Below are 20,264 nucleotides of genomic sequence, written 5' to 3' on the forward strand. Positions count from 1 at the left end.
GAGACAATCACCGAAAGTGGGAAATCGTGGGTTTAACCTGCCTCACACCAGGCTTGGATCCAGCCTCTCCGGCTCCGACGCCGCGCCGCGCGTCAGAGCGGCCTCAAGCGCCTCCCGCCCCAGCGCCGCCCGTACCACGGCCGTGATCCGGTCGACGTCGCCCCGCTCTCCGGCGGGGAGCGGCGCGCCCGCGCCCGCCCGCAGCGCCGTCGCCCGGCCCAGCAGCAGCGCCGCCTCCTCGTGCCGCCCGGCCAGGGCGCGAGCGCCCGCCAGCCCTTCCAGCGCGAGCGCCGTGGCCCGCGGATCGCCGACCTTGCGGGCCGCCCTGAGCCCTTCGAGCTGCAGCTCCAGGGCGGCGGCCGCGTCGCCCCGCTGCTCGGCCGCGAACCCCAGCTCGGCCAGGATCAGCGCCGCCCCCGGCTCGCCGGCCACGTCCCTGACCCATTCCAGCCAGGCCCGCAGCCGCCGCTCGGCGTCGTCGAGGCGCCCCTGCCGCCGCGCCGCGAGCGCCAGGCCCAGCTCTGCGAACTCCTCGGCCGGACGGTTCGACTGCTCCACGGCCAGCCGCCTGGCCCGCTCGTGATAGTCGTCGGCCCGCTCGTGGTCGCCCGTCAGCAGGGCGATCCGCCCCAACCGGGACAGCGCGTCGGACACCGAGCTCCACAGCCCGAGCTGCTCCGCCATCCGCAGGCCCTCGGCGCGCAGCGCGGCGGCCCCTTCGTAGTCGCCGGTGATCTCGGCGAGCGTGCCGAGGTTCTCGGCGGCCCGCAGCTCGCCCCACCGGTCGCCGAGCTCCCTGAACAGCGCCAGCCCCTGTTCGCCGTCCCGCCGCAGCGCCGCCAGGTCGCCGCGCATGGCGGCGTAGCGGGCCAGCACGTTCAGCGCCGCGCCGGTGCCCCACGTGTCGCCCAGCTCCTGGAACGTCTCCAGCGCCTGCTCGATCAGGGTCCGGCTGGCCGACAGATCGTCGTACCCGAACATCGCGTACCCGACGAACCACCGCGCCCTGGCCCGCGCCGACCGCTCCTCGATGGCCTCGAACACCTCGTCGTCCGGCGCCTGCGGCCACCCCGACAACATCCGGAGCCCGGCCAGCCACGCCGTCGCCTGCGCGGCGCCGGACCCTCCCGCGCCCGGGACGGACAGCGCGGCCTCCAGCGCCCGCCTCCCCTCGCCGAGCCTGCCGCGCAGCACCCAGTACCAGGCCATGGCGTTCACCAGCCGCAGCGCCTCGCCGGGCCGGCCCAGCCGCGCCGCCGTCTCCAGCGCCGCCCGCAGGTTGGCGCTCTCGGCGTCGAGGAGTGCGAGCGCGTCCCGCTGCCCGTGCCCCCGCAGGTACGGCTCCGCCCGCTCGGCGAGCGCCGTGTAGTACGCGGCATGCCTGAGCCGCACCTCGTCCAGCTCGCCGGCCTCGTCCAGCCGCTCCAGGCAGTACGCCGAGACCGACTCCAGCAGCCGGTAGCGCGGCTCGTCCCCATGCCCCCGCACCCGTACGACCAGCGAGCGGTCCACCAGCCTGGCCAGCACGTCGAGGACGTCCACACCGGGGTCGGCGGACACCTCCTCGGCGGCCTCCAGCGTGCTGCCGTCGGCGTGCGCGGCCAGCCGCCGCAGCACCACGCGCTCGGGGCCGGTCAGCAGCTCCCAGCTCCAGTCGATCATCGCCCGCAGCGTCCGCTGCCTGGCCGGAACGCCGCGCAGCCCCGACGCGAGCAGCCTGAACCGGTCGTCCAGCCGCTCGGCGAGCTGGCGCGGGGTCAGCGCCCGCATCCTGGACGCCGCCAGCTCCAGCGCCAGCGGCAGGCCGTCCAGGCGGGTGCAGATCTCCTCCACGTCCGCGTCGGGCTCCACGCCGGCCCGCGCCGTGAACAGCTCCACGGCCGCCTCGCGCGCCAACGGCGGCACGCTCCACAGGGCCTCGCCCTGGATCCGCAGCGGCTCCTGGCCGGTGGCGAGGATCCGCAGCCCGGGCGCGGCCTGGAGCAACCGCCCGGCCAGCGCGGCGACCTCCTCGACGACGTGCTCGCAGTTGTCCAGCACGAGCAGCGTCTCCTTGCCCGCCAGCGCGCCCGCGATCCGCTCGACCGCGCTCTCCCCGATGCTCTCCCCGACGCCGCCTTGAACCCCCGGCCGGCGGCGGGCGGCCGTGTCGTCGCGCAGGCCGAGCACGGCCGCGATCGCCTCGGCCACCTCGACGGCCGCCGCCCCCGGCCGGAGCGCGGCCAGCTCGACCAGCCACACGTGCCCGCCGCCCGTGTCCGAGGCGGCGGCCAGGGCCAGGCGGGTCTTGCCGACGCCGCCGGGGCCGGTGAGCGTCACCAGGCGGCCGTTCCGCAGGAGCGAGCGGATCTCGGCCACCGCCCCGTCCCGGCCCACCAGGCTCGTCAGGGGCGTGGGCAGGTTCGTGCGGGGGCGCCCGGCCGGGCCCAGGGACGGGTCCTGCCGCAGGATCGCCTGGTGCAGGGCGGCCAGCTCCGGTCCTGGGTCCAGGCCCAGCTCCTCGGAAAGGCGCCGCCGCAGCTCCCCGTAGCCGGCCAGCGCCTCGCCCTGCCGCCCGGCCAGGTAGAGAGCCCGTACGTGCGCGGCGCGCAGCCGTTCGCGCAGCGGGTGCTCGGCCACCAGGGACGCCAGCTCGGCTGCGAGCAGGACGTGCTCGCCGAGCCCGAGCCGGGCCTCGGCCAGCTCCTCCAGGGCCACCAGCCGCTGCTCGCCCAGCCGGGCCACGGCGGCCAGCGCGAACGGCTCGTCGGCGAACTCGGCGTAGGCGTCCCCGCGCCACAGCCCGAGCGCCTCGCGCAGCAGCGCGGCCCGCTCCTGCGGGCCGGAGGCCCGCTGCGCGCGCCCGATCAGCGTCTCGAACAGGCCCGCGTCCACGGAGGCCGGCTCGACCTGCAGCACATACCCGGGCGCCCGGTACGCGACGAGCCCGCCGACCGCCCGGCGTAGCTGCGACACCTTCACCCGCAGGGCGCCGGGCGCGTTCGCGGGGGGACGGTCGCCCCAGAGGTCCTCGATCAGCCGGTCCGCGGAGACAGGGCGGCCCGCGTGGATCAGCAGGTCGGCGAGGAGCGCCCGGACCTTGACCTCCGGCACCTTGATCGGCTCCCCGTCCGCGGTCCACACCGCGAGCGGGCCCAGCACCCCGAACCGCATCCGCCCCCCATAACCGAGCCCGAATCAGACCATAACCGCCCCCGTGCAGGCTGACGGCATAACGCTCGTACTTGGAGGAACAACGAAATGTCGGAAAATATCTCCGTGTTGGGCCTCGGCCTCATGGGCTCCGCGCTCGCGGAAAGCCTGATCCGGGCCGGCCACCACGTCACGGTGTGGAACCGTACGCCGGCCAAGGCCGACCCCCTCGTCGCCGCGGGCGCGACCCGCGCGGCCACCCCGGCGCAGGCCGTCGAGGCGAGCCCGCTGGTGATCGTCTGCCTGCTCGACTACCCCTCCGTCCTGGAGACGCTCAAGGACGTCCCGCTGGAGGGCCACGTCATCGCCAACCTGACCACCGGCCGCCCCGCGGAGGCCCGCGAGACGGCGGCCTGGGTGGCCGAGCGCGGCGGCGAGTACCTGGACGGCGGCATCATGGCCGTGCCCCAGATGATCGCCGGGCCGGGCGCGCTCATCCTCTACAGCGGCTCCCGGCCGGCGTTCGAACGCCACGAGCAGGCGTTCGGGGCCATGGCCGCGCCCCGCTACACCGGCGACGACCCCGGCCTGGCGCCGCTGCTCGACCTGGCCATGCTGACCGGCATGTACGGCCAGATCATGGGCTTCCTGGAGGCCGCCGCCCTCGTCCGGTCGGCGAAATACCCGTTGACGGAGTTCACCACGGAACTGCTCGTCCCGTGGCTCAACGCGATGGCCGCGCAACAGCCCCGCTGGGCGGAGAAGATCGAGTCGGGCGACCACCGGACCGAAGTGTCCAACCTGGAGGTCAACCGGGCGGGCATGGAGAACCTGGTGCGCGCCTTCCACGAGCAGGGCGTCAATCCGGACCTCCTGCTGCCGATCAAGACCGTCCTCGACCGTCGCGTGGCGCGCGGTCTCGGTCACGAGGGGCTTTCCGGGCTGGTGGAGGAGCTCTAACGGGGGCGGAACGCGGCCAGGGGGATCGAGATCCACGACGGCCGGTTGCGGGCCTCGTACACGACCTCGTACACGGCCTTGGACAGCTCGAACGCCCGCAGCAGCGCCGCGTCGCCCCGCGTGATCACGCCGCCGCCCTCGGCGTACCCCTCAAGGAACGCCTCCCGGTTCCGGTCCGCCCATTCCTGGGCCCGCGGCTCCAGCTGCCCGGCCTGGGAGTGGCCGGCCAGCAGGTGCCTGGCCGCGTAGTCGAACGAGCGCAGCATCCCCGCCACGTCCCGCAGCGGCGAGTACAGCGCCCTGCGCTCGGCCAGCGGCTGCCCTGGCTCGCCCTCGAAGTCCAGCACCACCCAGTCCGTGGGCGTGCGCATGACCTGCCCCAGGTGGTAGTCGCCGTGAACCCGCTGCACGGGCACCTCGTGGGTGAGCAGCTCCACCTGGTGGTAGGCGTGCTCGACGGCGGGCACGTGCTGGCGCAGCTCGGGCACCTCCGCGGCGGCCCGGCCCAGTTTCCGCCTGAACGCCTCGGCCATGCGCTTGACCTCGTGCGACTCGACGACCTCCGTGGGGAAGGCCGCGGCCAGCTCGTGGTGCACCCGCGCGGTGGCGCCGCCGAGCCGCAGCGACTCGGCCGCGAAGTCCCCGCCCGCCTCGGCCGCCGGCACCTCGGGCAGCGACGCGTACAGGTCGCGGACGCTGGTCAGGGCCAGGTCCCAGCCGTCGTTCGCGGTGGACAGGAACTCCTGCATGAACCCGAGCGTGGTGTCGGTCCCGTCGAGGTCCGACTCGATCCACCCGTACGGCTGCGCGATGTGCGGCGCGCCCCTGGCCGCCAGCGCGGTGACGATCTCCATCTCGGGGTTGACACCGGGGATGAGGCGGCGGAAGAGCTTGCAGATGTAGGCGTCCCCGTACACGAGCGAGGTGTTGGACTGCTCCGCCCCCAGCACCAGGCTGCGCTGGGAGGTGTCGAGGGCGGCGCCCGGCACGTGGCGCAGGCGCAGGCCGTTGCTGGTCGCGTCGTGGGCCATGCCTTCGAGGAGCCAGCTCGTCCGCTCGGGGTCGTGGACGGCGTCGTACAGGTAGGTGTCGCCCACCGTGCCGATGAGGGCGTGCGTCAGGCGGTCGGGGAGCTCCGCCCGCTCGCCGAGCAGGATCTGGTAGCGGTCCCGCGAGCCCTCCTGCCACACGGCGACGATCAGATGTCTGAGCCCGGACGTCAGCTCGACGTCCGATTCGATCGACAACTCGTCGATCACTCGCCCCTTGCCGCCGAACCAACGCTGACGACCGATCCATGCGGCAAGGGGCTCGCTCAGCACGTCCTACTCCTCCTGGATGATGGCCGGCGGGAGTGTGAACCAGTAGAACCCATGCCCAGGAAGCGTCAAAAGATACGGAAGTTCGCCAATTGCCGGGAATGGGACCCCACCCATGGTCTCCACGGGAGAAACCCCGACGAACCTCCGCAGGTCCAGCTCGACCGGCTGCGGGAAGCGTGACAGGTTGTTCACGCAGAGCATCCGGTCGTCTCCCAGTTCGCGGACGAACGCGAGCACGCTGGGGTTGGAGGAGTTGAGCTCCGCGTAACCGCCCAGCCCGAAGACCGGGTGCCGCTTGCGGATCTCGATCATGCGCTTGGTCCAGTGCAGCAGCGAGCCGGCGTTCTTCTGCTGGGCCTCGACGTTGAGCCCCTGGTAGCCGTAGATCGGGTCCATGATGACCGGCAGGTAGAGCCGGCCGGGGTCGCAGTCGGAGAAGCCGGCGTTGCGGTCGGGGTCCCACTGCATGGGCGTGCGCACGCCGTCGCGGTCGCCGAGCCAGATGTTGTCGCCCATGCCGATCTCGTCGCCGTAGTAGAGCACGGGGGAGCCGGGCAGTGACAGGAGCAGGGCGGTGAACAGCTCGATCTGGTTGCGGTCGTTCTCCAGCAGGGGCGCCAGGCGGCGGCGGATGCCGACGTTCGCCCGCATGCGCGGGTCCTTGGCGTACTCGGCGTACATGTAGTCGCGCTCCTCGTCCGTGACCATCTCGAGCGTCAGCTCGTCGTGGTTACGGAGGAAGATCCCCCACTGGCAGTGCTCCGGAATTTTCGGCGTTTGCGCCAAGATTTCGGAAATGGGGTAGCGGGACTCCCGGCGTACGGCCATGAAGATGCGCGGCATCAGCGGGAAGTGGAAGGCCATGTGGCACTCGTCGCCGCCGCCCACCGGGTCGCCGAAGTACTCCACCACGTCCGACGGCCACTGGTTGGCCTCGGCGAGCAGCACCCGGTCGGGGTAGAGCCGGTCGATCTCGGCCCTGATCCGCTTGAGGTACTCGTGGGTCCGCGGCAGGTTCTCGCAGTTGGTGCCCTCCTCCTCGAAGAGGTACGGCACCGCGTCCAGCCGGAACCCGTCGATGCCCAGGTCCAGCCAGAAGCGCAGGACCTCCAGCATGGCCTCCTGGACGTCCGGGTTCTCGTAGTTGAGGTCCGGCTGGTGGTGGAAGAAGCGGTGCCAGTAGTACTGGCCGCGCACCGGGTCGTAGGTCCAGTTGGACGTCTCGGTGTCGATGAAGATGATCCGGGCGTCCTGGTACTTCTCGTCGCTGTCGGACCACACGTAGAAGTCGCCGAACGGCCCCTCGGGGTCGTGGCGCGACGCCTGGAACCATGGGTGGGCGTCGCTGGTGTGGTTCATGACGAGGTCGGCGATGACGCGCATGCCACGTTTGTGTGCCTCGTCCACGAGCTTGACGAAGTCTCCCAGGTCCCCGAACTCGGGCAGGATCTTCATGAAGTCCGCGATGTCGTAGCCGCCGTCACGCAGCGGCGACTCGAAGAGGGGCAGCAGCCAGAGGCAGTCGACGCCGAGCCATTGGAGGTAGTCGAGCTTGTCGATGAGCCCTCTGATGTCGCCGGTCCCGTCGCCGTTGGAGTCGGCGAAACCTCGGATCAGGACCTCGTAGAAAACTGCGCGTTTGTACCAGTACGGATCGCGCGGCTTTTCCTCGTCAAAGGTGTTCGGAATGGGTGTGGTTGAGCTCATGAGCCGCTCCAGGAGTGGCTCATGACGGAGGCGCTTTCACACACGTTGAAGACTCCCCGCTGAATTCAGTTCTTACCGTGGCGCGGCTCGTACGGCGAGAATGTGGGCAGGCTGGATGTGGGGATCGAGGCGAACGTAGTTGCTCTGCCGCCAGCGGTACGACTCGCCCGAGAGCTCGTCGTCCACGACGAACTCGGCGTTCCAGTCGAGTCCGATGGCAGGAAGGTCAAGGTCAACGGTCGCCTCGTGGGTATGGTGCGGATCCAGGTTGACGACCGCCAGCACCACGTCGCCCGGACCGTGCCTGCGAGTGGCCGGGTCATAGGCGCCGGGAAGCCGCTTCGAGAAGCAGACGATGTCCGGCTGGTCGACTCTGTGGATCCGTAGATTACGCAATTCCTGCAGTGCCGGATGCGCTCTTCGGAACAAATTCAGGTGAGTGATGAAAGGCGCCAGGCTCCACCCCTCACGTTCGGCGGTAACCCAATCGCGAGGTTTGTACTGATATTTCTCGCTATCTAGGTATTCCTCGCTGCCGGGGCGCACCGGAATGTTCTCTATAAGCTCATATCCGGAGTAAACCCCCCAACTCGGCGAGCCGAGCGCGGCCAGCACCGCCCTGATCTTGAAGGCCGGCACGCCGCCCTGCTGCAGGTATTCGTGCAGGATGTCCGGCGTGTTCACGAAGAGGTTCGGGCGCAGGTAGACGGAGGTCTCGTGGGAGAGCTCCATGAGGTACGACTCCACCTCGGGCTTGGTGTTGCGCCAGGTGAAGTACGTGTACGACTGGTGGAATCCGACCTTGGCCAGCGCGCGCATCATCGGGGGCCTGGTGAACGCCTCCGACAGGAAGATCACGTCGGGGTCGGTGGTGTGCACGTCGGCCAGCAGCCGCTCCCAGAACCCGACCGGCTTCGTGTGCGGGTTGTCCACCCGGAAGATCCGCACGCCGTGGTCCATCCAGTGCAGCATCACCCGCTTGACCTCGGTGTAGATGCCCTCGGGATCCTTGTCGAAGTTGACCGGGTAGATGTCCTGGTACTTCTTGGGCGGGTTCTCGGCGTACGCGATGGAGCCGTCGGCCCTGATCGTGAACCACTCGGGGTGCTCCTTGACCCACGGGTGGTCGGGCGCGCACTGGAGCGCGAAGTCGAGCGCGATCTCCATGCCCAGCTCCCTGGCGCGGCCCACGAAGACGTCGAAGTCCGCGAGCGTGCCCAGGTCGGGGTGGATGGCGTCGTGGCCGCCGTCCTCGGAGCCGATGGCCCAGGGGGAGCCGGGCTCGTCGGGCTCGGGGCTGAGCGTGTTGTTGCGGCCCTTGCGGAACGTCGTGCCGATGGGGTGGATCGGCGGCAGGTAGACGACGTCGAAGCCCATCTTGGCGATGGCGGGCAGGCGCTTGGCAGCAGTCTGGAAATTTCCGGACTTGGAGATGCCGAGCTCGTTGACCACCGCGCCTTCCGACCTGGGGAAGAACTCGTACCACGAGCCGTAGAGCGCCCGGCGCCGGTCCACCCTGACCTTCTGGGACTTGGACCTGGTCACCAGCTCCCGGAACGGATGCGCTTCCAGCAGCGCGGCCGTGTCCGGCAGCTGCGCGATCGACAGCCGGGCCCTGGGGTCCAGCTCCTCGTCGCGGAGCGTGGCGGAGACCGACAGCAGGGCGGCCCGGTGGCCGCAGGCGCTGTCGCCGTTGCCGTTCGCCTTGGAGCCGCTGGAACCGTTGGCGCCGTTGCCGGGCCGTCCGTTGGGCTTGCCGTTGGGGCAGTCGGCCGTGCGCACGGCCTTCGCCGCCCGCTCGAACAGCCGCGCGCCCTCCTCGCACATCAGGTCGACGTCCATGCCGCGAGGGATCTTGATCTCGGCGTCGTGCAGCCACGTGGCGATCGGGTCGCTCCACGCCTCGACCCGGAACAGCCAGTCGCCCTCGTCCGGCAGGGAGACGTCGACGCCCCAGCGGTCGGTGCCGGGGGAGAGCTCGCGCATCCGTCTCAGGCGGCCACGCCGCCCATCGGGCGAGGTGAGCACCACGCCCGCGGCCACGGCGTCGTGGCCCTCTCTGAACACGGTCGCCGAGACCTCGAAGGTCTCGCCGGCGACCGCCTTGGCGGGCCACTGCCCGCAGTCGACGACGGGGGAGATGTCCGTGATGGGAATTCGTCCGATCATCGCATTCAAGGGTTTGCGGCGGCGCGCTCGGTGCCGCCGGAGGCTTTCCGTGGGTGCAGACTCCGCGTCCCGGCGGTGGGCCGCTGGTCGCGAACCACCGTGGTCGGAACGATCCTTGCATGTAAATTGTGGACAGCAGCGGATAGACCTCCCGAGTGTGTCCGCGGGAGTGCCAACAATCAGGAAAGTTGCCCCAATCGTCCGTCTTCATGCTTGTTCCCGGAAGGGGTTTGAACGGTCTTCGTGGGGGTGAAGGACTGAGAGGTCCCTCCTAGCCCGTAGGGTGCAGAAACGTGAGAGCAATCCGCCGGTTTACCGTCCGCACCGTCCTGCCTGCGGAGCTGGCCGCCCTCGGCGAGCTCGTGCACAATCTCCGCTGGTCCTGGCACCCGGAGACGATGGACCTCTTCGCGGAGGTCGACGCCGACCTCTGGGAGCAGGTCGGGCACGACCCCGTGGCCCTGCTCGGCGCGGTCTCCCCCGCCCGCCTCACCGAGCTGGCCGCAGATCGCCGCTTCCTGCGCCGTCTCGCCGACGCGGCCGACGACCTGCGCGAATACATGACCTCCCCGCGCTGGTACCAGACGCTGCCCGACGGGGCGCGGGCCATCGCGTACTTCTCCCCGGAATACGGCATCGCCACCGCCCTTCCCCAATACTCGGGCGGCCTCGGCATCCTGGCCGGAGACCACCTCAAGACCGCCAGCGACCTGGGCGTGCCGATCCTCGCGGTCGGCCTGCTCTACCGCCACGGCTACTTCACGCAGTCGCTGTCGCCGGAGGGCTGGCAGCTGGAGCACTACCCGTCGCTCGACGCCGGCGGCCTGCCGCTCAGCCTGCTGAAGGACGCCGGCGGCGAGAGCGTCAAGATCCGCCTCGCCCTGCCCGGCGAGCGCGAGCTGCACGCGCAGATCTGGGTGGCGCAGGTCGGGCGGGTGCCGCTGCTGCTGCTCGACTCCGACGTGGCCGAGAACGACACGGCCGCCCGCGACGTCACCGACCGCCTCTACGGCGGCGGCACCGACCACCGGCTCATGCAGGAGCTGCTGCTGGGCGTGGGCGGCGTACGGGCCATCAGGGCGTACTGCCGGATCACCGGGCACCCCGATCCCGAGGTGTTCCACACGAACGAGGGGCACGCCGGCTTCCTCGGCCTGGAGCGCATCCGCGAGCTCACCGAAGCGCGGCTCTCGTTCGACGAGGCGCTGGAGGCCGTGCGGGCGGGCACGGTGTTCACCACGCACACGCCCGTCCCCGCGGGCATCGACAGGTTCCCCGTGGACATGATCGAGCGCCATTTCGGCGGCTCGAACGCCTGGCCGACCGTGCCCGTCGAGCGGATCCTGGCGCTGGGCGCCGAGTCCGATCCCACCCGGTTCAACATGGCCGTCATGGGCATGCGGCTGGCCCAGCGGGTCAACGGCGTCTCCAAGCTGCACGGCGAGGTCAGCCGGGAGATGTTCAAGGATCTGTGGCCCGGGTTCGACGTGGACGAGGTGCCGATCGGGTCGATCACGAACGGCGTGCACGCGCCCACCTGGGTCGGCAGGGAGCTCATGGAGCTGGCCGGGCGGGAGCTGCCCTCGCTGCTGGAGCGGGCCCGCGGCTGGGAGGGCATCCAGAAGATCTCCGACGCCGACATCTGGCAGATCAGGGGCACGCTGCGGCAGCGCCTGGTCGAGGGCGCCCGGGTGCGCCTGCGCAGGTCGTGGCGGGAGCGGGGCGCCTCGGACGCCGAGCTCGGCTGGATCGACGACGCGCTCGACCCCGACGTGCTGACCATCGGCTTCGCCCGGCGGGTGCCGTCGTACAAGCGGCTCACGCTGATGCTGCGCGACGCCCGGCGGCTCACCGAGCTGCTGCTCGACCCGGACAAGCCGGTCCAGATCGTGATCGCCGGCAAGGCGCACCCCGCCGACGAGGGCGGGAAGAAGCTGATCCAGCAGATCGTCAAGTTCGCCGACCGGGCGGACGTCCGCCACCGCATCGTGTTCCTGCCCGACTACGACATGGCGCTCGGCCGGCTCATGGTCCAGGGCTGCGACGTCTGGCTGAACAACCCGCTGCGCCCGCTGGAGGCGTCCGGCACCTCGGGGATGAAGTCCGCGCTCAACGGCGGGCTCAACCTGTCGATCCGCGACGGCTGGTGGGACGAGTGGTACGACGGCACCAACGGCTGGGCGATCCCGACCGCCGACGGCGTGACGGACCCCGACCGCCGTGACGAGCTGGAGGCCGCCGCCCTCTACGACCTGATCGAGCACGAGGTGTCCGACCGGTTCTACGACCGGCCCGTGGACGGGCTGCCGCGGCGCTGGCTGGAGATGGTCAAGCACACGCTCACCTCGCTGGGCCCGAAGGTGCTGGCCGGGCGCATGCTGCGGGACTACGTGGTCGACCTGTACAACCCGGCCGCCGCCGCGGCCAACGCGCTGTCGGCCGACGCGTACGCGCCCGCCAAGGCGTTCGCGGCCTGGCGGGTCCGGGTCACCAGGGCCTGGCCCGGGGTTCGCGTCGAGCACGTCGAGGCCTCGGGCGTGGGGGACACGCCGGAGGTGGGCGCCACCATCGAGCTGCACGCCACGATCGCGCTCGGCGACCTGGAGCCCGACGACGTGCTGGTCGAGGCCGCCTACGGCAAGGTCGGGCCGCACGACGAGCTGGCACATCCGGTGTACGCGAAGCTCGCCGTCGCCTCGACGGGCGACGACGGGCGGGCCCACTACACCGGCACGGTGCCGCTCGACCGCACGGGAGCGTTCGGTTACACCGTGCGAGTCGTCCCTCACCACCCGCTCGCCGCCACTCCGGCCGAACTGGGCCTGATAGCCGTGCCGGAGGAGCCCGTCGGGATGACAAATGGCACATTGCGTTAAACGGGGGCACCCGCGACCGGCATATCGCGTTTAAACGGACGGCATAATCAGGACGTGGACGACAGCGGCAACGGCTTGCGGGCCGACACTCTGGTGGCCACGGTTCGCGGGGTGCTGCCGTCCTTGACGCCGGCCGCGCAGACCGTCGCCCGGCTCATCCTGGAGGACCCCGCGACGGTGGCCAGGAGCACCATCACGGAGCTCTCCGCCGCCTCGGGCACCAGCGAGGCCACGATCGTGCGCACGGCGCGGCTGCTCGGGTTCGCGGGATACCCGCAGCTCCGGCTGGCCTTAGCGGCGGCCGCCGCGCAGCCCGACCGGCTCGTGCCCGGCGACCTGGCGCCCGACGACCCGTTGTCCGAGGTGATCCAGAAGGTCGCGCGGGCCGAGTCGGAGGCGATCAACGACACCGTGGCCCAGCTGACCTCCGAGCGGCTGGGCCTGGTCGTGGACGCCATCGTGGGGGCGCGGCGGATCGACGCGTACGGCGTGGGCGCCTCCGGGCTGGTGGCCGAGGACGTGGCGCAGAAGCTGCTGCGCATCGGGCTGTCCAGCCACGCCTTCCAGGACGCGCACCTGGCGCTGACCAGCGCGGTGCTGCTCAGGGAGGGCGACGTGGCGATCGGCATCAGCACGTCGGGGGAGACGCCCGACGTGATCGAGCCGCTGACCCGGGCCAAGGAGGCCGGGGCCACCACGGTCGCCATCACGAACAACCCGCGCTCGTCCATCGCGGAGCTGGCCGAACACGTGCTGATCTCCGCCGGGCGCGAGACGGAGTTCCGTCCCGGCGCCCTGGCCAGCCGGATCAGCCAGCTCCTCGTCGTCGACTGCGTCTTCGTCGGCGTCGCCCAGCGCACGTACGACTCCTCTCAGGAGGCGCTCGCGAGCACCAGGCGCGCCGTCAAGGAGTTCACCCGGAGAACGTCACCTGCACGTCGTCAGCCTTGACGAACATCACGCGGTGGCCGAACTGGATCTGCAGGTACTTCGTCTTGCCCCGCACCACCTTGTGGTCCTGGTCCATGGTGAACGTGACCGCCCGGTAGTACTCGGCGGGCGCCGGCCCGGCGAGCGTGTACTTCTCGCCTGCCGAGAACGTGTACTGCAGCGGGGTCACCGCCTGGTACGGGATGTCCGCCGGGTAGGCCTCCTGCTCGGGGTAGGCCCTGCCGTACACGGGGACGGTGGCCTTGCCCGGCTTCGGGGTGACCACGAGGCCGGCTGACGGGACGGCGGTCGGGGCGCCGGCCGGGTTGAGGAACCACGCCTTCTGGCCGAGGTACCAGATGGCCGTCCAGTCGCCCTGGCGGTCGGCCACGGCGAAGCGCTGGCCGGTGGTGGCGCGGGCGCTGTGGTCGTACACGCTGTAGAGGGACTCGCCCGTGGGGTGCTTGCCGATGTCCTTGACCAGCGGCGCGTCCGCCCTCGGCTCGGTACGGAGCCAGACCGTGCTCGCGGGGAGCGGCGGGCAGGCGTTCTCCGGGTTCTTGCGGTCGCACCCGTAGAAGTACGGCTTGTTCGTCGCGAAGTCCGGCTTGATCATGATCGACCCGGACCTGGGCCCGCCGAACCGGTGCAACGGGGCGCCCATCAGCTGGAAGTAGTGCGCCCAGTCCCAGAACGGCCCCGGGTCCTCGTGCATCTGCTTCACGGTCGTGGGCAGGGTGCCGGGCACGTTGTCGTGGCCCAGGATGTGGGCGCGGTCGAGCGGGATGCCGTACCTGAAGGCCAGGTAGCGGACCAGTCGGGCGCTCGACCGGTACATCGCCTCGGTGTACCAGGTGCTGCCCTCGGCCAGGAAGCCCTCGTGCTCGATGCCGATGGACTTGGCGTTGATGTACCAGTTGCCGGCCTGCCAGGCGACGTCCTTGCCCTTGATGTGCTGGGCGATGTGGCCGTCGCTGGAGCGCACGGAGTACTGCCAGCTCGCGCCGTACTTCGGGTCCTGGTTCAGGCGGATGGAGGAGTCGAAGTATCCCTCCATGTCATGAATGATGATGTACTCGATCTTCTGGCTGACCGGCCGGTTCGCCAGGTCGTAGTGCCCGTAGTTGTTCGGGGGCAGCTCCTGGTACCCGGACGGGATCCACTCGCACGAGACCGAGGCCGGGCACTCCACGCCGTCCGTCCTGGACGGGCGGAGACCGAGCTTCTCCAGCCACTTCTCGATCTTCTCCAGGCCCGGGACCGCCGGGAGGGCGACCTGCTGGCCGTCGTCCGTGGTGCGCGCGGCGCCGTCCTTGATCGTCGTGAACACCTCGTCGGCGAAGAACTTCGCCGCCCCGGCCTCCTGGGCGCCTGAGTACTTGGCGACGGCGCCGTACCACTCGGCGGGGTTGGCGCTCAGCGGCGCGCCGAGCGCCTTCTGGTAGTCGGCGAGCAGCGCGGCGCCGCCCCGGATGTTGGCGACGTCGTCCGTACGCAGCCGCTCGTGGGTCTCGCCGGTGAGCTGCGCGGCCTTCTCCATGGTGCGGAGGGAGGCGGGGATCTCGGCGGGGGACGCCTGGGGTTCGGGGGCGGGCAGGGGCCGGGTCTCGTCGCCCCGGGCATCCTCCTCGCCCTCGCTGTGGTGGTTGGAGGCGGTGTACGCGGCGGCGTCGGTGAGATGCATGGGCCCGAACCCGGCGTCGTTGGACGGCTGCCCGGCATGGGCATCCCACCGCGACTCCAGGAAGGACACGCCGAGCAGGATGCTCTCGGGCACCTCGAACTCCTGCGCGGCGGCCGCGAAGGCCTGCTGCCGGTCGCCGGGATCCTGGGCTTGAGCTGGGGTGACGCCGGATGTTAAGGGCAGCGCGGCGACCGCGGAGATCGCCAGTAGGCGGCGCATGAACCACTCCTCGGGACTGGGGGGCACCTGGTGCAGATCAGCGTCTCAACATTTTCCTTCGTAAGCGAGATCTTTGCGAAGAGATTCTTCATCGCTTAACACGGATTACCTCACGGCGGCCTGCACGGTCAGGGTGCCCGCGGCCGTGTCGATCGTGGCCTCCGTGCCGATGGGGATGGTGGGCGGGTTGTGGCCGTGTCCGGCGGGCAGGCCGCCGAGGATCGGCACGCCGAGCCGGTCGAGGTGGTCGCGCAGCACGTCCACGACGCCCCAGCCGCCCAGCGCCGGGTCCCCGTCGTCCTTCTCGAACCCCAGGAACTGCCCCAGCGCGATGCCCCGTACGCCGTCGAGCGCTCCCGAGCGGGACAGCTGCGTCAGCGTGCGGTCGACCTCGCCCAGGCCGGTGCCGCGGTTGTCCTCAAGGAAGAGGATCGCTCCCTCCAGGCTGGGCAGGCCCGCGCCGACCTGCGTGCGGACCGCGCTCATGTTGCCGCCGATCAGGGTGCCCGTGGCGGTGCCCGCCACGCCGACCTGCGCGGTGACCTCGGCCGGGTCGCGGCGGACGGTGACGGGGCCGGTGGTCGTCAGGGCGCGGCGCAGCGCCTCGGCCGATCCCGGTCCCACGACGGACGCGTTCCAGTTGACAAAGGGGCCGTGCAGTCCGGCCAGGCGGCAGTGCCGCCACACGGCCAGGTGGAGGTGGGTGATGTCACTGAAGCCGATCACGGGTTTGGGGTCCCGTACGAGCGCGTCGAAGTCGAGATCGTCCACGACCCGGTACGCGCCCTTGCCGCCCCTCGTCGCGAACACGGCCCGGACACCCGGATCCCGGAAGGCGTCGTTCAGGTCGGAGACGCGGTCCTCGTCGCGGCCGGCCATGTAGCCCCACTGGTCGAAGACGTGCTCGCCCAGCTCGACCCGAAGACCCCATGAAGTGAGGAGCTCGACCCCCACGGCGACCAGCTCAGGGGCGGGCGGGGAGGCGGGGGAGAGGACCCGGACGCGATCGCCGGGCTTCAGGCGGGGAGATCGTAAGGTGTCCATCGCCCGTCACCCTATTCGCTGGACCGGGTCTGATGATCGTGCGAGGCTCGTCGTGTGTCGGACTACTACCGCGACCTGGCCGTCGACTACCACTGGATCTTCGCGGACGAGATCGTGAATCCTCCGGGCGTGATCGGCGGCACGTCCGTCTCCAGCCTGGAGTTCATCCAATCCGTGGTCGGCGCCCTTCCGCCCGGCGCCCCGGTGCTCGACTGCGCCTGCGGCATCGGGGCGGACGCCATGGCGCTGGCGCACGCCGGGTTCCAGGTGACCGCCACCGACGGCAGCCCCGCGATGGTGGCGGAGGCGCGGCGGCGACTGCCCGCCGACGTGGAGGTGCTCACCTCCCGGTGGGAGGACCTGCCCGCCGCCGTGAGCGGGCCGTACGAGCTGGTGCTGTGCCTGGGCAACTCCCTCGTCCACACGGGGTCGCGCGAGGCCATGGTGGCGGCGCTGTCGGGGATGCGGCAGGTGCTGTCCCCGACCGGCACGCTGATCGTCGACTCCCGCAACTGGGAGCTGCTCTATCGCGAGCGCCGGCGGATCGTGGTCGGCGACCGGGTGCGCGAGCGGGACGGCGTACGGTCCACCTGCGTGTACGTCTGGACCTTCCCCGACAGCTTCGACGAGCCCTGCCTGGCCGAGATCCTCTTCGTCCAGGAGCACCCGGACGGCACGCTCAGCCACCAGCGGCACACCATCGACTTCCAGCCGTTCACCCCCGCCGACCTCGAAGCGCGGCTGGCCGAGGCCGGGTTCACCGTCGTCGGCTCGTCCTACCGCCCGGAAAACCCGCAGTACGCCGTCGCGGCTAAGGGATGAGCACGACCTTGCCCGACGTCCGCCTGCTTTCGAGCGCGGCGTGCGCGGCCGCCGCCTCCGAGAGCGGGAACGTCTGCACGGCAGGGGTCAGCGTGCCGTCGGCCGCCGCCGCCAGGGCCCTGACCTCGTACGCCGGGCGCGTGCTCGGGTCGCCGAGCAGCAGCAGCAGGGCGTTGGTCACCGTGAGGCCGCGCTCCTTCACCGTCTGAGGGTCCGGCTGGAAGTCCTGCCGGGAGGCGTTGCCGATGGTGACGTACCGGCCGCCGTCGGCCAGCAGCCCGAACGCGGCCCGCGCCCTGTCGCCGCCGACCCCGTCGAGCAGGGCCGTGACCGGGTGGTCGCCCAGCTCCTTGGCGACGCTCTCCTCCCAGCCGGGCTGCTCGTAGTCGACCGCGAGGTCCGCCCCGAGGTCGCGTACGGCCGCCACCTTCGCGGGCCCGCCCGCCGCGCCGACGACCGTGGCGCCGAGGCCGCGCGCGTACTGGACGATCAGGCGGCCGATGCCGCCGGCCGCCGAGGTCACCAGCACCACGTCGTCCGGGGTCAGCCCGGCCACGTCCAGGAACTGCAGCGCGGTCACCCCGGTGACGATCATGGCCACGGCCGTCTCGTAACCGGAGGCGATCGGGTGCACGGACGTCACGTCCGCGACCGCCAGCTCCGCGTAGCCGCCGGGCCGGCCCTGCGCGGTCACCACATCGCGCCCGATCCAGGACGGATCCACCCCGGGGCCCACCTGGTCCACGCGTCCGGCCACCTCGCCACCGAAGATCGCCGGTAGCTCGGGCAGCGGCGGCGTCATGCCGCCGGTCAGCCCCGAACGCATGGTCGTCTCGATCAGGTGCACCCCGGCCGCCCTGACCGCGATGCGCACCTGGCCGGGCCCCGGTTCGGGGTCGGGGACGCTCTCGTAGCGGAGGTTCTCGGCGGGGCCGAAGGTGTGCAGGACGACGGCATGCATGGCGAACTCCCCGGAGGCGGCGGTCACTTCGTCCTCCGAGCCTGCAACCTCAACCTTGCTTGATGTCAATGTCTCACAGGAAGCCGCGGCCGGCGGCGGCGCGGGCGTACCCCTCGACCCCCATGATGCGCTGCACCCGCGCCCCGGCCGCGGGCCACACGCTCGCCAGCCCGGCCGCGACGCGGACGGGCAGCGGCGCGACGTCGATCTCCGCGGCGTCGGTCAGGATGGCCCGGCACACCGCCCGCGCCACGTGCAACGGGCTGCGCGTCATCCACGGGGGCACGGTCAGCGAGGTACGCGTGAGCATCCCGGCGTCGCGCACCAGCCCCGGGCAGATGACGGACACGCCGACGCCATAGGGCGCCAGGTCCATCCTGGCCGCGTGCCCGAACCCCCGCAGGCCGTGCTTGGTCGCGTTGTAGACGGCGAGGTGCGGATGCGCCATCTTCCCGCCGATCGAGCTCATGAACACCAGGTGGCCGCGGCCGTTCGCCACCATCCGCTCGGCGGCCAGGCGGGCCATCACGAGGGGCACGCGCAGGTTGAGCTGCAGGTAGTGGTCGATGTCGTCGAGATCGTGATCGGTCAACCGGGCGGGCGCGATGACCCCGGCGTTGGCCACCAGGATGTCGACCGGTCCGGCCTGTTTCATCATCTTCGCGACGGCGTTGCGGCCGGTCAGGTCGGCGGGGACGGCACGTCCGCCCACCTCCGCGGCCAGCGCCCGCAACACGCGGGCGTCGCGGCCGGTCAGGACCAGGCGCACGCCCTGCCGGGCGAGCGCGCGGGCCGTGGCCTGGCCGATGCCGCCGCTGGCGCCCGTGACCAGGGCGGTCGTGCCGGCGAGCTTCATCGGTCCTCCAGGAGCGGGGTGAAGACGAGGGTCGCGTTGTGCCCGCCGAAGGCGAACGAGTTCGACAGCACCGGCCCGGGAGCGATGGGGCGCGGCGCGGTCACGACGTCGACGGGACAGGCCGGGTCCTGGCGGTCGAGGTTCGCGGTGGGGTGGACGGTGAGCTCGCGCAGCGTCAGCACGCTGACCACGGCCTCGATGGCGCCCGAGGCCCCCAGGGCGTGGCCGACCACGCCCTTGCTCCCCGTGACGGGCACCGCGTACGCGCCGAACAGCCGTGCGATCGCCCGCGCCTCGGTCTTGTCGTTGAGGCGGGTGGAGGTGGCGTGCGCGTTCACGTGTACGACGTCGGCCGCCGCGACCCCGGCGTCGGCCAGCGCGGCCCGCATGCACCGGTACGCGCCGCCGCCCTCGGGGTCCGGTGCCGTGAGGTGATGTCCGTCGGACGTCCGGCCGTACCCGCTCAGCTCGGCGTACACGTGGGCGCCCCGGCGCAGCGCGTCCTCCAGCCGTTCCAGCACCAGGAACGCGGCGCCCTCACCCAGCACGAACCCGTCGCGGTCGGCGTCGAAGGGCCGGCTGGCGCGTTCGGGCTCCGACGCGCGGCGCGACAGCGCCCCCGCCTGCCCGAACCCCACCAGCGCGCCGGCCAGCACGCACGCCTCCATGCCGCCCGCCAGCACCACGTCGGCCGTCCCGTCGCGCACCAGCCGCGCGCCCTCGCCGATGGCGTGGGCGCCGGAAGCGCACGCGGTGGCCACCGACATGCTCGGGCCGAGGAACGCGTGCCGGATGCTGATCTCCGCGGCGGCGGCGTTGTGCATGCTCATGGGGATGTGCAGGGGGCCCGGCCAGGCACGCCCGCGCTCGTCCAGGGTGCCGAAGGCGACCTCCTGGGTGGCGGTGCCGCCGTACCCGGTCCCAGTCACGACCGCCCGGCGCTCAGGCGCGGCCGGCGGAGGCCCGGCATCGGCCAGGGCGTCGGTGGCCGCGCAGAACGCCAGTCGTGTGACCCGGTCCATCCGGCGGGCGTCCCTGGGCTTCACGTAGCCGTCCAGGTCGAGGTCGGGCACCTGGCAGGCGAAGTCCACCGGCAGGCCCTCGGCGTCGAACGAGGTGATCGTACGCGCCGTCGACCGGCCGGCGAGCAGGGCGCCCCACAGCTCCTTGGGCTGCGCGCCGGCCGAGGTACGGACACCCATACCGGTCACGGCCACGCGGGAGCGCGGTGGAGCTCCGTTGGATCGCATGTCCCACATGAAAACCGATCATCGCACGCGTTATCACGGAAAGTAGTGCGACAACCCCGTAGTGTCGCGGACGTTTAACCCACCCTCAAACCGACCACCCCTCCACCCCCTCCCCAACCCCACCCTCAGCACCGACCCCCGCCCCAACCCGACCCTCAGCACCGACCCCCGCCCCAACCCTTCGGCACCAACGCCCAGCCCCGCCGCCTCTGGCCCGGGTCACCGTCTCCGCACTCCAGCGCCGTCCCCCTCAGGGCCGGCCACCGTCCCCGCGCCCCCAGCACTGGCAACCGGTCCCGCACCCCAGCACTGGCCACTCTCCCTGCACTCCC

General features: G+C 71.6%; 13 protein-coding genes. 4 read left to right on the forward strand and 9 right to left on the reverse strand.

The features are described 5' to 3' along the window. Positions 1–42: 42 nt before the first annotated feature. Positions 43–3,153 carry a BTAD domain-containing putative transcriptional regulator gene (locus ABZS69_RS60415; protein WP_355391933.1) on the reverse strand — a complete coding sequence of 1,037 codons (3,111 nt, stop codon included), beginning with the start codon at positions 3,151–3,153 and terminating at the stop codon, positions 43–45. Between the two features lie 105 nt (positions 3,154–3,258). Here ABZS69_RS60415 and ABZS69_RS60420 point away from each other — a divergent pair, with 105 nt between their 5' ends. Beyond that, on the forward strand, positions 3,259–4,092 hold the full coding sequence (locus ABZS69_RS60420) for an NAD(P)-binding domain-containing protein (protein ID WP_355391936.1): 834 nt from the start codon (positions 3,259–3,261) through the stop codon (positions 4,090–4,092). On the opposite strand, the gene ABZS69_RS60425 is transcribed toward ABZS69_RS60420, so the two are convergent. The 3 genes from ABZS69_RS60425 to ABZS69_RS60435 form a co-directional block, all read right to left on the reverse strand. Then, positions 4,089–5,414: an aminoglycoside phosphotransferase gene (locus ABZS69_RS60425; RefSeq protein WP_355391939.1), complete on the reverse strand. Its 1,326-nt coding sequence runs from the start codon at positions 5,412–5,414 to the stop codon at positions 4,089–4,091. The two genes, ABZS69_RS60420 and ABZS69_RS60425, sit on opposite strands and share 4 nt — an antisense overlap. A 3-nt stretch (positions 5,415–5,417) precedes the next feature. After that, complete coding sequence (treS, locus tag ABZS69_RS60430; RefSeq protein ID WP_355391942.1) at positions 5,418–7,121, reverse strand: maltose alpha-D-glucosyltransferase; 1,704 nt, start codon at positions 7,119–7,121, stop codon at positions 5,418–5,420. Between the two features lie 72 nt (positions 7,122–7,193). Continuing rightward, positions 7,194–9,290 carry an alpha-1,4-glucan--maltose-1-phosphate maltosyltransferase gene (locus ABZS69_RS60435; protein ID WP_355391945.1) on the reverse strand — a complete coding sequence of 699 codons (2,097 nt, stop codon included), beginning with the start codon at positions 9,288–9,290 and terminating at the stop codon, positions 7,194–7,196. 293 nt (positions 9,291–9,583) lie between these two features. Here ABZS69_RS60435 and glgP point away from each other — a divergent pair, with 293 nt between their 5' ends. Together glgP and ABZS69_RS60445 are read left to right on the forward strand one after the other, a co-directional pair. After that, the gene (gene glgP, locus ABZS69_RS60440) at positions 9,584–12,166 is read left to right on the forward strand and encodes an alpha-glucan family phosphorylase (protein WP_355391948.1); all 2,583 of its coding nucleotides are present in this window, start codon (positions 9,584–9,586) and stop codon (positions 12,164–12,166) included. Positions 12,167–12,220: 54 nt separating this feature from the next. Further along, complete coding sequence (locus tag ABZS69_RS60445; RefSeq protein ID WP_344991857.1) at positions 12,221–13,117, forward strand: MurR/RpiR family transcriptional regulator; 897 nt, start codon at positions 12,221–12,223, stop codon at positions 13,115–13,117. Here the strand turns inward: ABZS69_RS60445 and ABZS69_RS60450 are convergent. Both ABZS69_RS60450 and ABZS69_RS60455 read right to left on the reverse strand, forming a co-directional pair. Next, the gene (locus ABZS69_RS60450; protein ID WP_355391951.1) at positions 13,080–14,873 is read right to left on the reverse strand and encodes an N-acetylmuramoyl-L-alanine amidase; all 1,794 of its coding nucleotides are present in this window, start codon (positions 14,871–14,873) and stop codon (positions 13,080–13,082) included. The genes ABZS69_RS60445 and ABZS69_RS60450 overlap by 38 nt on opposite strands. 231 nt (positions 14,874–15,104) lie before the next feature. Beyond that, complete coding sequence (locus tag ABZS69_RS60455; RefSeq protein ID WP_355391953.1) at positions 15,105–16,043, reverse strand: LD-carboxypeptidase; 939 nt, start codon at positions 16,041–16,043, stop codon at positions 15,105–15,107. Positions 16,044–16,097: 54 nt separating this feature from the next. Here ABZS69_RS60455 and ABZS69_RS60460 point away from each other — a divergent pair, with 54 nt between their 5' ends. Then, positions 16,098–16,865, forward strand: coding sequence for a methyltransferase domain-containing protein (locus tag ABZS69_RS60460; protein WP_355391956.1), 768 nt, complete (start codon positions 16,098–16,100; stop codon positions 16,863–16,865). Here the strand turns inward: ABZS69_RS60460 and ABZS69_RS60465 are convergent. From ABZS69_RS60465 to ABZS69_RS60475, 3 genes are read right to left on the reverse strand one after another with little or no spacing between them, the layout of a single operon-like run. Then, positions 16,855–17,853, reverse strand: coding sequence for a zinc-binding dehydrogenase (locus ABZS69_RS60465; protein WP_355391959.1), 999 nt, complete (start codon positions 17,851–17,853; stop codon positions 16,855–16,857). The genes ABZS69_RS60460 and ABZS69_RS60465 overlap by 11 nt on opposite strands. A gap of 46 nt (positions 17,854–17,899) precedes the next feature. Beyond that, positions 17,900–18,682 (reverse strand): SDR family NAD(P)-dependent oxidoreductase, encoded by a 783-nt coding sequence (locus ABZS69_RS60470; protein ID WP_355391962.1) that lies wholly within the window; start codon positions 18,680–18,682, stop codon positions 17,900–17,902. After that, entirely contained in the window at positions 18,679–19,932 is a 1,254-nt protein-coding gene (locus ABZS69_RS60475) for a beta-ketoacyl-[acyl-carrier-protein] synthase family protein (protein ID WP_355391964.1), read from the reverse strand. The genes ABZS69_RS60470 and ABZS69_RS60475 overlap by 4 nt, the downstream gene beginning before the upstream one ends. Between the last annotated feature and the right edge of the window lie 332 nt (positions 19,933–20,264).

The sequence above is a fragment of the Nonomuraea sp. NPDC005650 genome (assembly GCF_040605375.1).
Taxonomy (GTDB): domain Bacteria; phylum Actinomycetota; class Actinomycetes; order Streptosporangiales; family Streptosporangiaceae; genus Nonomuraea.

Coding starts and splice junctions, on each gene's coding strand:
- ABZS69_RS60415 (WP_355391933.1), bottom strand. CDS start 3,153: ATGCGGTTCGGGGTGCTGGGCCCGCTCGCGGTGTGGACCGCGGACGGG.
- treS (WP_355391942.1), bottom strand. CDS start 7,121: ATGAGCTCAACCACACCCATTCCGAACACCTTTGACGAGGAAAAGCCG.
- ABZS69_RS60435 (WP_355391945.1), bottom strand. CDS start 9,290: ATGATCGGACGAATTCCCATCACGGACATCTCCCCCGTCGTCGACTGC.
- ABZS69_RS60455 (WP_355391953.1), bottom strand. CDS start 16,043: ATGGACACCTTACGATCTCCCCGCCTGAAGCCCGGCGATCGCGTCCGG.
- ABZS69_RS60470 (WP_355391962.1), bottom strand. CDS start 18,682: ATGAAGCTCGCCGGCACGACCGCCCTGGTCACGGGCGCCAGCGGCGGC.
- ABZS69_RS60475 (WP_355391964.1), bottom strand. CDS start 19,932: ATGCGATCCAACGGAGCTCCACCGCGCTCCCGCGTGGCCGTGACCGGT.